This is a genomic window from Luteolibacter sp. SL250, assembly GCF_026625605.1.
GTDB lineage: Bacteria > Verrucomicrobiota > Verrucomicrobiia > Verrucomicrobiales > Akkermansiaceae > Luteolibacter.
On the sequence record NZ_CP113054.1, the window covers coordinates 2,158,738 to 2,171,005 of the forward strand.

General features: G+C 62.1%; 11 protein-coding genes. 8 read left to right on the forward strand and 3 right to left on the reverse strand.

Annotation, left to right across the window (positions count from 1 at the left end; genetic code table 11):
• Positions 1-11 precede the first annotated feature (11 nt).
• From OVA24_RS09585 to OVA24_RS09610, 6 genes are read left to right on the forward strand one after another with little or no spacing between them, the layout of a single operon-like run.
• Entirely contained in the window at positions 12-707 is a 696-nt protein-coding gene (locus OVA24_RS09585) for a thioredoxin-like domain-containing protein (RefSeq protein WP_267674988.1), read from the forward strand.
• Positions 708-709: 2 nt separating this feature from the next.
• Complete coding sequence (locus OVA24_RS09590; RefSeq protein WP_267674989.1) at positions 710-1,279, forward strand: NADH-quinone oxidoreductase subunit NuoE family protein; 570 nt, start codon at positions 710-712, stop codon at positions 1,277-1,279.
• Between the two features lie 41 nt (positions 1,280-1,320).
• Positions 1,321-1,620: a ribbon-helix-helix domain-containing protein gene (locus OVA24_RS09595; RefSeq protein ID WP_267674990.1), complete on the forward strand. Its 300-nt coding sequence runs from the start codon at positions 1,321-1,323 to the stop codon at positions 1,618-1,620.
• On the forward strand, positions 1,617-2,018 hold the full coding sequence (locus OVA24_RS09600) for a type II toxin-antitoxin system VapC family toxin (RefSeq protein WP_267674991.1): 402 nt from the start codon (positions 1,617-1,619) through the stop codon (positions 2,016-2,018). Before OVA24_RS09595 ends, OVA24_RS09600 begins: the two co-directional genes overlap by 4 nt.
• Positions 2,015-3,415: an NADH-quinone oxidoreductase subunit NuoF gene (gene nuoF / locus OVA24_RS09605; RefSeq protein WP_267674992.1), complete on the forward strand. Its 1,401-nt coding sequence runs from the start codon at positions 2,015-2,017 to the stop codon at positions 3,413-3,415. Before OVA24_RS09600 ends, nuoF begins: the two co-directional genes overlap by 4 nt.
• Positions 3,416-3,419: 4 nt before the next feature.
• Entirely contained in the window at positions 3,420-3,884 is a 465-nt protein-coding gene (locus tag OVA24_RS09610) for a DoxX family protein (RefSeq protein ID WP_267674993.1), read from the forward strand.
• 127 nt (positions 3,885-4,011) lie between these two features.
• Here OVA24_RS09610 and OVA24_RS09615 read toward each other — a convergent pair whose 3' ends face one another.
• From OVA24_RS09615 to OVA24_RS09625, 3 genes are all read right to left on the reverse strand, one after another.
• Positions 4,012-4,944 (reverse strand): sugar phosphate isomerase family, encoded by a 933-nt coding sequence (locus OVA24_RS09615; protein WP_267674994.1) that lies wholly within the window; start codon positions 4,942-4,944, stop codon positions 4,012-4,014.
• Between the two features lie 27 nt (positions 4,945-4,971).
• The gene (locus OVA24_RS09620) at positions 4,972-5,994 is read right to left on the reverse strand and encodes a Gfo/Idh/MocA family protein (protein WP_267674995.1); all 1,023 of its coding nucleotides are present in this window, start codon (positions 5,992-5,994) and stop codon (positions 4,972-4,974) included.
• 104 nt (positions 5,995-6,098) lie between these two features.
• Positions 6,099-6,968, reverse strand: coding sequence for a helix-turn-helix domain-containing protein (locus OVA24_RS09625; protein ID WP_267674996.1), 870 nt, complete (start codon positions 6,966-6,968; stop codon positions 6,099-6,101).
• 297 nt (positions 6,969-7,265) lie between these two features.
• Between OVA24_RS09625 and OVA24_RS09630 the strand changes: the two genes are divergently transcribed.
• Together OVA24_RS09630 and OVA24_RS09635 are read left to right on the forward strand one after the other, a co-directional pair.
• Positions 7,266-8,567: a 3-keto-disaccharide hydrolase gene (locus tag OVA24_RS09630; protein WP_345783435.1), complete on the forward strand. Its 1,302-nt coding sequence runs from the start codon at positions 7,266-7,268 to the stop codon at positions 8,565-8,567.
• Between the two features lie 181 nt (positions 8,568-8,748).
• Positions 8,749-12,228: a beta strand repeat-containing protein gene (locus OVA24_RS09635; RefSeq protein WP_267674998.1), complete on the forward strand. Its 3,480-nt coding sequence runs from the start codon at positions 8,749-8,751 to the stop codon at positions 12,226-12,228.
• Positions 12,229-12,268 lie beyond the last annotated feature (40 nt).

Sequence of the window (12,268 nt, forward strand, 5' to 3'; positions counted from 1 at the left end):
TGAGATTCGCCATGAAAACCTCCTTCCTCATCCCCGTCGTTTCCGGCCTGCTTGCGGCTTCCGCCTTTGCCGGCTTCGAGACATGGACCAGCAAGGACGGCAAGCCCGCCGAGCTGGAGCTTGTTTCGGTCAGCGACAGCGGCGGTGAGAAGACCGGCGCGTTCAGGGTGAAGAACGGTAGAACAATATCCATCAAGGCATCCGCCCTGTCCGAAGCGGATGCAAGGCGTCTGGCGGATTGGAAGCCCGCGGAACCCGCTTCCGGTGACGTTGCCGCGACGGCCGGCAAGCCGAGCAAATTCGATGAGATCCTGGATGGAAACCTGGTGAAACTGGATGGGCGTTCATTCAAGCGCTTCAGCCAGGAATCCAAACCCGGGAAATATTACATCTTCTACTACACCGCATCCTGGTGCGGACCGTGCCACAAGTATTCCCCCGTTCTGGTCGATTTCTATAACAAGAACAAGAACGCCAATTTCGAAATCGTGTTGATCACCAGCGATTCGGATGAGGGTGCCATGGAGGATTACGCCAAGGAAAAGAAAATGCCTTGGCCGCAGTTGAAGATGTCCCGTGTCGAAAGATTCGAGAAGCAGTTCGATCACAAGATCACCGGTATCCCTTCCGTGATTACCTGTGATCTCGAAGGAAATATCGTCAGCCGCAGCGAATCGGTCGCTGAGTTGGCAAAACTCGTGAAATAGCCATGTCAGGTTCCATCCTCGAAGAAACCATCGCGTCCCACGAAACACCGGGCACGCCGTTCTACCCACCGTTCGCGGTGACACCGGAACTCGAGGCGGAGGCCGATGAAAGGATCTCGCACTATCCGGCCAGCAAGCGCTCCGCGACGCTGCCGCTGCTCCATATCGTGCAGCACAAGTTCGGCTACATTTCCGCCGCCGCCATCGAGTGGGTGGCCGCGAAGCTGGATCTGGAGCCGATCAAGGTGGTGGAGGTGGTCACCTTCTACCCCGGCTTCCGCCAGTCCGCCCCGGGCAAGTTCCACATCCGCGTCTGCCGCACGCTTTCCTGCGCGATGGGCGGCAGCTACGAGCTGATGGAGAAGCTGTGCGAGCTGACCGGTATCGACCGTTCCAGCAGCGACTCCCATCACCATCCGATCTCGGTTTCGCCCTGTGGCAAGTTCTCCGTCGAGTTCGCGGAGTGCCTGGCCTCCTGTGGTTCCGCGCCGGTCTGCATGGTGAATGATGATTTCCATGAGGGCATCTCTCCGGACAAGGCGGAGGGGCTGTTGGGTAACTACTCCGCATAAAAAACTTGTGACGCGGTAAATATTGAGGTAATTATTACCACATGAATACCAATTACCGTGACCTCGGCAAACTGACCCGTACCAGCATGGCTCTGGATGGCCTGACCATCCAGTTGCTCGAGGAACTGAGCAAATATTGGGATACCTCGAAGGCCGGGGTGATCCGTCGTGCCGTGCAGGAGGCCAAAGAGCGTCTGGACCAGAAGAAGGCCGCTCCATCTCCGTTGGAGGCACTGGCCTGGTTGCAGGGTGGGGGTGGTGTCCTGCGTGAAGAAGCCGCCGGCTACCGGGCCGAACTCCAGGCGGAGCGGGAAGCGAAGAAATACTGGTGGGAAGCATGATCCATCTCGACACCAACATCCTGATCGACCTGGTCACCGCCTACCCGCCGCAGGTGGAGGTGGTGAAGCAGTGGCTGGAGGAAGGCGAGGTGCTCACCGCATCCGCCGTCGCCTGGTCCGAGTTTCTGAATGGTCCGCACACGCTGTCCCAGAAGGACGCGGTACGCGCCGTGCTGGCTGGAGGGGTGCGTCCCTTTGACGAGGACCACGCGGAACAGGCTTCCCGCCTGTTCCACCAGACCGGCCGCCGCCGCGGCTCCCACGCGGACTGCATGATCGCCGCAGCCGCACTTTGTTCGCGTGAGCCGGTGGCCACGCGGAATATTTCCGACTTCGAACGCTTCATACCCTACGGACTCCTGTTGGAGAGAATCCCCACCATTTCCCATATCCCATGATCACCTACAAGGAAGGCAAGCAACCCCATCCACGCGAGCACCGGCTCATTTTCAAGAACGTGGACCGTGAGGGCTGGGATACCTCCATCGGCACCTACATGAGCGATGGCGGTTACGAAGATCTCAAAAAGGCGTTCACCATGGCGCCGAAGGATATCACGGAAGAGGTGAAGAAATCCGGCCTGCGTGGCCGTGGCGGTGCGGGCTTCCCGACGGGCATGAAGTGGACCTTCATCCCGCCGAACAATACCAAACCGGTCTATCTGATCTGCAACGGGGACGAGTCCGAGCCGGGTACCTTCAAGGACCGCTACATCCTCCACCAGGATCCGCACCAGCTCGTCGAGGGCATGGTCATCTCCTGCTTCGCTGTGGGTGCGCATGTCGCCTACATCTACATCCGTGAGGAGTTCCCGGAGGCCGCGCTGATCGTCGAGCGCGCCATCGAGGAAGCCCGCGCGCACAATTTCCTGGGCAAGAACGTGCTCGGCTCCGGCTTCGACGTGGAGATCTACGTCCACCGTGGTGCGGGTGCCTACATCTGCGGTGAGGAGACCGGACTGATCGAGTCCCTGGAAGGGAAGCGTCCCTACCCGCGGATCAAGCCGCCCTATTTCCCGGCGGCGCTGGGCCTCTACATGTGCCCGACCATCGTCAACAACGTGGAGTCGCTCTGCCACGTGAAACACATCGTCCGCATGGGCGGGGATGAGTATGCGAAGCTGGGCGTGGCGCGGAACACCGGCACCCGGATCCTCTGCATTTCCGGAGATGTGAAGAACCCGGGCTACTTTGAGGTGGAGGTGGGCAAGCTCACCATGCGCGAGGTGATCTACGACCTCTGCGGTGGTCCGAAGGATGGGCGTGAGATCAAGGCGGTGATCCCCGGCGGGTCCTCCTCGAAGATCCTGCGCTGCGATGAGGTTTTCAAATTGAAGAACCCGGACGGCTCCACCCGCGACCTGCCGTTCTGGGATATCCAGATGGATTTCGACACGTTGGCGGCCTGCGGCTCTATGGCCGGCTCAGGCGGCGTGATTGTGCTCGATGACACGCGCAAGATGTCATGGGTGCTCAACAACCTGAACGCCTTTTACGCGCACGAATCCTGCGGCCAGTGCACGCCATGCCGCGAAGGCTCCACCTGGATGCGCAAGATCTCCGACCGTCTGGTGGCCGGGGAGGCGACTCCGAAGGACATCGAAACTCTGGAAAGCGTGGCCTATCAGATCGACGGGCGAACCATCTGCGCGTTCGGCGAGGCATCGTCCTGGCCGGTGGAGGCGATCATCGCGAAGTTCCGCGAGGAGCTGCTGGCGGACACGGTGGGTGAACTGGATGAAGTCGCCCTGAACCCGGAAGCCGAGGCCCAGCGCCGGTTCCTGCAACCCGTCTGATCCGGTGCACCCGATCCCGAGGAACAAGCCGGAGATGGCCGCGTTGGTCCTGCGCGTCGCGCTGGGAGCGTGGTTCACCTATAGCGGCGGTCTTAAGATTTTCGTGACCGGGCTGGACCGCTTCACACGGGATGTGAGCAACTACAAGCTCGTCTCCGCCCCGCTGGATGCGGTGACGGCCTACACGGTGCCGTGGGTGGAGGTCATCGGTGGCCTGTGCCTGATGCTGGGCGTGCTGCGGAAGGGCACCCTTCTCGCAATGAGCGGCTTGGTGCTGACCTTCGTCACCGCCGTCGGCTGGGCATGGTCGAAGAACCTCGATATTTCCTGCGGCTGCCACGGTGGTGACACCCGGCTGAACTACTGGACGAAGGCGGTCGAACTCGCGGGTTACCTGCTGGCGTTCGGCTATCTGTGGTGGGTGGAGAAAGGCTCGTTGAAGCCAGCGCAGTCCCGGGGGCAGGACTGAATGCGCGTCTTTGATAGGTCCGCCTTTTTAGACCACGGATTAAAGGATTGAAACGGATTTCACGGATTCAGAATGAAACCGAGAATTTGAATCCGTGTAATCCGTGGGACGATTTCCGGCGTTGGTATCAGTGCATCTCCACCGCACAGGTGCCGAGGCCGCCGCGGTAATAGTGGAACCGCACGTCCGGATGGTCCGCCAGCAGTGACATCGGCACGGAGGTGTCGATGTAGCGTTTCGAGATCATCAGAGCGGTGAGCCGCTGGCCGAAGGGATTGTCATGGACGCCCGCCTGCCAGATGGACACGCGGTCCGCCAGCCAGGTCTCACGTGGTCCCACGGTGACGGCACGGGTGGGCACCAGTGAAACATTTCCTCCGCCGGAGGTCCGCGCGTTTTGGGCGATGGTGACCGGGTGGAGATCGACGATGCGGGTTTTCAGCTTGCGGTATTCCTCCGGGGTTGGTGGAGCGTCCGTGTAGGCACCGGTGCGGGGCAGGGGATCGTTGAAGGCCCAATGCTTCACATCCCCCTGGCCGCCCTGCATGACCACGCAGCGGATCCCCGCATCCCAGGTCTTTTCGAAAATTTCATGGTTCTCGGAGGGGAAATGGAGGTTGGAATCCGGCATGACGAGTTCCGGACGGATGCGGTTGAAGCACAGCTCGCGGTCGCAGCGCTCGAAGGACAGCGGGTGGTCCACCGACGGGACCTTGCCGTCGATGATCCATTCGTCCATGCCCCAGAAATGGGCGTCGCTGAGTTTCAGATCCAGTGCGTTCACCATGCGGGCCACCAGCGGCAGTTGCTCCGTCGGGCCGATGGGGCCGCAGATTCCGGTGGGGTTGTCCGGCGTGGCCTGCCGCCAAGCTTCGATGTATTCCAGCGCCTGCGCGCAGTAGAAATCCTCCAGCGTGTCGTGGAAGGTCACGGTGAAGCCGGGGCGAGACAGCTTGAGCAGCGCCTCCGGGGTGAGGGCGGCGGCTTCCGCGATGATGGACGGATCGAGGGTGGTATAGTCCCACCATCCGGGGGCGAGGGCGCTGGCTTTGCGTGGCATGGCTTTCAGGAAAGAGGCTGGATGTTTTCAGAGATCGACCGGGCGACCGGTGCGGGCGGACTCATCCGCGGCGAAGATGATGCGGTGGGTATGGAGGGCGGTCTTCAGGTCCGTCAGCGGCATGTCCTTCCCTTCGTCCAGCGCGTCGAGGAATGCCTGGAACTGGGTCTGGTAGGGGTGGTCCGTGACATCGCCGGAATCGAGCGCCTTGAAGGAAAGCCTGCTCCACGCGGACTTGTCCGTCTTCAGCTTCATCGAGTGGAACTTGTCATCCAGCAGGCTGCCCTCGCTGCCGCAGAGCTGGGTGTGGAAGTAGTAGGGTTGCAGGCAGTCCACCACGGCGGAGCATTTCCCCACCCGACCATCGGCAAAGCGGAGGATGGTCACGCTGGTGGTGTCATATTCGTAGGGCGCGAAGATGGGACTCTTCGATTTCGTGGAGTAGCTGGAGACGGACTCCACATCACCACCCATGCAGAGCAGCAGGGCGTCCAGCGCATGGCAGCCGGCGGTGAGCAGCGCGCTGCCGCCTCCGTTCCGTTTCGCGTTCCACTCGAACTGCCCGTACCACGGCCCGATGCCGTGGAAGTAATCCACCTCCCCGTAGTGCAGGTCACCCAGCAGTCCTTGGTCGATCACCGCGCGGGTCGCCAGTAGCTGGCTGGAGAAGCGGCACTCGAAGCAGACGCAGACTTTCACCCCGGCGGCGGCCACGGCATCCGCCACCCGCTGGCAGTCCTCCCATGAAAGGGCGATGGGTTTTTCGATGATGAGGTGCTTGCCCGCCTGCGCCGCCTTGATGGCGTGCTCCGCGTGGAGGCCGGAGAAACTGCAGATGGAGACGATGTGGATGTCCGGGTCCGCCAGCATTTCATCCAGATCCGTATAGGAACGGATGGTCCCGCCATGCTTCGCGGAAAGCGCGGCGTCATTCTGCGGGCGGGAGGAACAGATGGCGGTGACCTGTGCCTGGCGCGAGGCATTGATGGACGGGATGTGGGCGGTGGCCACCCAGCCATACCCGATGATGCCGACGTTGTATTTTTTCATGATGGGAACCGTCCCATACATACGCGGACAGGCCGCGGATGCGTGAACGGTTTTCCGTCATAGTGATCCTCTTTCAGGTCACGTTGGGAAAAGAGGTGCGCGGTTCACTCCTGCCGGTGGGCCTTCTGGCGGTAGGCCTTTGGCGTGCAGCCGTGGATGCGGCGGAACTGCTTCTGGAAGTTCGCCATGGAGTCGAACCCGCAGTTCCAGGCGATCTCGCTGATGGTGTCCTCCGTTTCCGCCAGCAGCCGGCAGACGCGGGCGACGCGCAGCTCGTTCACGTAGTCGGGGAAAGTCTTGCCCGTGCGGGAGCGGAAGTAGCGGCTGAAGGTCACGCCGGTCATCCCCGCGTTGCGGGCCACATCCGTGAGGTAGAGGGGGCGTTCCAGGTTGGACTCGATGAAGCGGGAGATGTTCTCCATCCGGTCGTTGTCGGACGACTGGATCTCCGGGGTGAAGCCGGGGGAGGAGATGCGCACCATGTCCCGCGAGAGGCTGAGGCGCTCCATGATCTCCATCAGCAGGATCAGGCGGCGGACGCCCTTTGCGGCGGGCATCCTCAGCATCATGGCGGCCACTTCATCGCGGGTTTTTCCCGTGATCTGGAGGCCGTGCAGCGAGCGCTGGAAAAGCCGCTGCATGGGAGCCATCTCCGCATGTTCCAGCCAGTCCGCGCCGAGGAACGACGGGTGGAACTGCACGGTGATGGCGTCCACCTTCTTTGGGGCGGAGCCGGCCACGGAGTCGTTGCGGTAGTCGTGCGGCAGGTTCGGTCCCATGAAAGTGAGGTCGCCCTTGGTGATGGGGGAGATCTTGTCGCCGATCCAACGTGAACTGCCACCGGAGAGCACCAGCGTCAGCTCGTACTCCGGATGGAAATGCCACAGGCAGCCGAAATCTTTCCCGCGGATGCGTTCGCAGAAGACGATCTCGGCGGATGTGGAGGAGGGGATCTGTTCTCTGACGGGTTTCACGGGATGGATGGCGGAGCCTTGTTTCAGATCAATGGAAATACCAGCCTCCGGGTGAGGCGGCAAGGTCGGAGACGTGGCGATGGTGTTCCAGCTTGCCGGCAATTTGACAATCCAGCCAAGGATGGACACGGATGAAAGGCATGGTTGGAAACCTGGAATCAGGACACCTCCATAAAAACGCTCGAAATCGGTGGGAAAAGAGAGAAGTCATGGAGGTTGGGATACGTTTCATCCACCTACGGAAAACCCCAGCAAACACCATCCATTGTGAACCCGCTCAAAACCGCCAGCCATCTCATTCTCGGCACCGTCCTCGCCAGCCTCGCCCTTGCGGCGGAGAAGCCTCCGGAGGGCTTTGTCAGTCTATTCAACGGAACCAGCCTCGACGGCTGGCGTGGAGGCAGCACCTTCGACCACCGCAAGCTGCTGGCCATGCCGGAGGCGGAGCGGAAGGCCCAGATCGACAAGTGGACCGCCACCATGACCCAGCCGGGCAAGGATGGCCAACCCCACTGGCGTGTGGAGAACGGGGAGCTGGTGAACGACGGCTTCGGCGACTATGCCACGACCACGAAGGACTACGGCGACTTCGAGTTGCTGCTGGAATACAAGACCGTGCCGAAGGCGGATTCCGGCGTCTATCTGCGCGGCGTCCCGCAGGTGCAGATCTGGGATTCCACCGAGAATGACGAGAAGTCGGTGAAGCTGGGCAAACCGCTCGGTTCCGGCGGTCTCTGGAACAACTCCCCTGGTGCGCCCGGAAAGGATCCGCTGGTGAAGGCGGACAAGCCGTTCGGGGAGTGGAACAAGTTCCGTATCGTCATGGTCGGCAGCCGGGTGAGCGTCTGGCTGAACGACACACTGGTGGTGGACCATGTGGTCATGGAGAACTACTATGACCGGAAGAAGCCCGTGCCATCGCACGGTCCCATCCAGCTCCAGACCCACGGCGGGGAGATCCGCTGGCGGAATATTTTCCTGAAGGAGATCAAGCCGGAGGAGGCAAACGCCATCCTGGCATCCAAGGGTGGCGATGGATTCCAACCGATCTGGAATGGCAAGGACTTCGAAGGCTGGGCCGGTGACGTGGCCGACCATGAGGTGAAGGACGGGAGCATCACCATCAAGCAGGGCAAGAGCGGCACCCTTTACTGGAACAAGGAGCTTTCCGACTTCAGCGCCCGCCTTGAGTTCAACACGCCGCCCGGCGGCAACAACGGCCTCGCCATCCGCCATACCGGAGAGGGGAATCCATCCCAGGTCGCCATGTGCGAGCTGCAGGTGCTGGACGACAACGCGGAGAAATACGCCAAGCTGGATCCCCGGCAGTTCCACGGCAGCGCCTACGGCATGGCGGCCGCCCACCGCGGCTACACCCGCCCGGCGGGGGAGTGGAACTTCCAGGAAGTCACCGTCAAAGGCTCCACCATCCGCGTCGAACTCAACGGCGTCACCATCCTCGACACCGATCTTTCCAAGGTTGATGCCGCCACCTTCATGGATGGCAAGGCCCACCCGGGCAAGGACCGCAAGAGCGGCTTCTTCGGCTTCGCCGGTCACAGTGATCCGGTGAAGTTCCGGAACATCTCCGTGAAGTAATGGTACAGTCACCGCCTCCCGGCTGGCATGCCGGTACCCGGGTAGGACGGTTCCTCTGACAACGGATGCAGGCCGGAGGGGGATGATCCCTCCGGCTTTTGGTAATTTCCTTGCGAACCGTGATCCTTTTCTTGCAGAAGTGAAGAAAGGACAAGCCCGGCCCTTTTTCCCACAAACCCCGATGAAACCCTCCCGTCTCTCCCTGTTCCCGCGTGTACTCGTGCCTCTTTCGTTCGCAGTGGCGGCCATCAGCGCCCATGCGGATCCCATCAACTGGACCGGTGCCAGCAACGGCGTGTGGTCCCTTGGTACGAACTGGGCGGGAGGAAATGTCCCTGCTGGCACGGACGTGGCGACCTTCTCCCAGTCCGCCGCCGCCATCAACGTCAAGCTGGATGGCAACCAGACGATCGCCGGACTGGAGACCCTCACGGGAGCGACCACCAATGTCCACACCCTGCTGGGGGAGACGATGGACCGCGTCCTCACCATCGGCGAGCTGGGCATCAACCATTTCAGCGGTGGTCTCACCATCGGCTCCACCACGGCGGGCCAGAAGGTGGATGTCGTTCTCGCCGCCGGACAGAAGTGGAACAGCGCCCGCGGCGGCGGCAGCGGCACCGCGCAGGCCGTTTTCATCAACAACAACGTCACCCTGGCGACCGGGCTCGGCACCCAGACCCTCGAACTGACGGGGACCAACACGGGAGCCTACATCGGCGGCGTCATCGGCAATGAGGCTGGCAGCACCCTGAACATCCTCAAGACGGGCGCCGGTGTCTGGACGCTGAATGGGGCGAACACCTACTCCGGCACCACCCAGGTCAATGAGGGCACGTTGCGCCTCGGCGCGGTGGGCGTCGCACCATCAAGCATTTCCGTGGCTGCCGGTGCGACCCTGAGTTTCCGGACGAACGGCGGAATGACCTCCGCGCAGATCGACGCCCACATTGCGGGTGCGAACCTCGCCTCCGGTGCGTTCATCGCGCTGGACACCAACAACGGCGGCGGTACCTACGAGGGGACCTACAATTCGTCCCACCGCCTGTTCAAGACCAGCGGCAACAACCTGCTGCTGACTGGAACCATCAACGCTGCCGGCGGTATGACCATCAGCGAAGGCGGGTTGGTTCTTTCGGCTCCGTCGTTGCTCACGGGAAATGTCACCGTGGCGTCCAACGCGGCGCTCATCCTCCGTGCGGGTGGCGCCGGCTTCAGTTCCGCGGATATCACCAGTTTCCGATCCAACGCCACGGTCACGTACGCCGGCACCTCTTATTTCGGCCTCAGTACCGCGAATGGTGACTTCACTTACGGGGGTGTCCTGCCGGACTCCGGCACCACCCGCTTCACCAAGCAGGACACCAACACCCTCTTCCTCACCGCCCAGAACACCTACACCGGCGGTACCCAGATCACCAACGGCACGCTTTCCGTTTCTGACATCAAGAACGGCAGTGTCGCCAGCCAGATGGGGGCTTCATCGAACGTCGCCAACGGCATTATCCTCGCCGGGGGGCGCCTCCAGTACACCGGGGCGGGTTCAACCACGAACCGTCTCTTCAACCTGACTGCCACTTCCACCATAGAGGCCTCCGGTACCGGCGCGCTGGTTTTCAACAACACCGGGACGATCACCGCGGAAAACGGGTCAAGGACCCTCTATCTCACCGGCTACAGTGATGACGACAACCGGATGGGGCTCAACCTGGCCAACGTCACCACCGGAACCAACACCACAGCCGTCATCAAGAACGGTTCCGGAAAATGGATACTCTCCGGAAACAATACCCACACCGGCGCCACCACGGTCCGTGGAGGGACTCTCGTCCTGGACTACTCCGGTGGGAAAAACCCCATCTCTGCCACCGGCCAGGTCACTGTCCAGAATGGCACGGTGGAGTTCCTTGGCAGTGGTCCGGAAACCGTCAACACCATCAGCCTGGCGGAAGCCGAGAACGGATTCGCCACGCTGCGGGTCACCGGTGGCATGGCCCTGACCGCCAACACACTCAGCAGCTCCACCCAGAGCCAGCGGCACATCCTCATCGACCTCCTCGGCGCGGGGAACTCCCTCACCGCCACCGCCCTTGCCGGCAACGCGAGCACCCTCAGCAACGGCTTGCTCACGACCGGAAGCTCCCGCGCCAACGTCATCCTCAGGGCGAATGATGGCACCTATGGCTTCGCCGCCCGTACGGGAACGGCCATCGAAAAGCTTTCCGGGCAGACGGACATCGCCGCGGGCACCTTCAACAACGTCACCAGCAACACCACCAACTACCGGTTCGGCGCCGGCAGCTACACCACCGGTGCCTCCCTGACGTATCAGACCATGACGTTCGACTCTTCCGGGGGGGCGATCAACCTCGAGTTCTCCTCCGGCCACAACTTCAACTCGAATGGCAACGGCCGTGGTGTCCTGTTCACCGGTACGAACGATGTGAACCTGAGCGGCGCGGGCGGGGGCATCGCCCAATCAACCTGGATCAGCAACTACCTGGAAGGTGCTGATCTGAACATCAGCAGTTCCTTCGGCAGCACCGGCTACCTCCTCGTGGGCGGCACCGGCTTCACCAACTACACCGGCACCGGCCTTGCCGCCGGGGCGAACGGTGAATTCGTCCTCAACGGTGGGTTGTTCCGCTATGCTCCCACCGCCTCTGTCACACTCACCTCCGCCAACCACCGGATCAACAGCGGGGTGTTCGAAATCGGCGCCAACCTCAATGGCGGCGGGGCGCTCGATCTGGAGCGGACGACCAGCAACTTCCGCCTCACCGGCGACTCCGGCTTCAGCGCCCACGGTGCCGAGCGGAAGGTGTCGCTGGGGGCGTCCGTCACCTGGGGGGCTGCGAATTTCCTCAGCAACAACTCCAACGAGGACGCGGACTTCACCTTCCGTCTGTCCTCCACCCGGTCGAACGCCACCCTTGATTTCCAATCGAAGATCGACCTCAACGGCCGCTCCCGCACGGTCGAAGTGGAGAACGGCTCCGCGGATGTGGATGCCCGGCTGTCCGGCGGACTCACCGGCACCGGCATCGCTTCCCGCTTCGTGAAGACCGGGTCAGGAACCCTCGAACTGACCGGAGTGAACGACTACGGTGGAACCACCCGCATCGAGGGTGGCAGGCTGTTGGTGGGAGGTGGCGGCCTGACCGCGACGACGGCCGTCCACGTGGCTAATTCCACCCTCGGACTGCAGGCCACGGAAGTCATCAACAACGCCGCGGACATCACTCTGGAGAATGGCAGGATCACCACCGTCGGCGACCAGACGGAAACCCTGGGCCGCCTCATCCTCTTGGGGGATAATACGCTCGATCTCGTGGGTCTGGCCAATGTCATCCAGATGGCATCCTCCGCAGACCAGACCTGGAGCAGCAGCCTCACCATCCTCAACTGGAACGGCAATGCGGCCGGCAACGGCTCCGACCGCTTCTTCATAGGCGGTGATGCCAATGGTGTCACCAGCGACCAGTTGTCGAAGATCTTCTTCGTTGATCCGGAGGTGGACGGGGTCCTGCAAACGGGTACCTTCGGGGCCTCCATCCTGAATACCGGTGAGATTGTCGCTCTCATCCCGGAGCCGTCCGCCACCTTCCTGCTTGCTGGGGCATCTCTTGGCGTGCTGCTCCGCAGGCGACGCAGGGATTGAGTCCGGTTCCGGTGGGGCCGGCCCGGCCCTGCCATTTTCA

What these genes read in the sequence shown, in the direction of transcription:
- nuoF (WP_267674992.1), top strand. Translation starts at nt 2,015, where the DNA reads ATGATCACCTACAAGGAAGGCAAGCAACCCCATCCACGCGAGCACCGG.
- OVA24_RS09635 (WP_267674998.1), top strand. Translation starts at nt 8,749, where the DNA reads ATGAAACCCTCCCGTCTCTCCCTGTTCCCGCGTGTACTCGTGCCTCTT.
- OVA24_RS09620 (WP_267674995.1), bottom strand. Translation starts at nt 5,994, where the DNA reads ATGAAAAAATACAACGTCGGCATCATCGGGTATGGCTGGGTGGCCACC.
- OVA24_RS09590 (WP_267674989.1), top strand. Translation starts at nt 710, where the DNA reads ATGTCAGGTTCCATCCTCGAAGAAACCATCGCGTCCCACGAAACACCG.
- OVA24_RS09615 (WP_267674994.1), bottom strand. Translation starts at nt 4,944, where the DNA reads ATGCCACGCAAAGCCAGCGCCCTCGCCCCCGGATGGTGGGACTATACC.
- OVA24_RS09585 (WP_267674988.1), top strand. Translation starts at nt 12, where the DNA reads ATGAAAACCTCCTTCCTCATCCCCGTCGTTTCCGGCCTGCTTGCGGCT.
- OVA24_RS09595 (WP_267674990.1), top strand. Translation starts at nt 1,321, where the DNA reads ATGAATACCAATTACCGTGACCTCGGCAAACTGACCCGTACCAGCATG.
- OVA24_RS09600 (WP_267674991.1), top strand. Translation starts at nt 1,617, where the DNA reads ATGATCCATCTCGACACCAACATCCTGATCGACCTGGTCACCGCCTAC.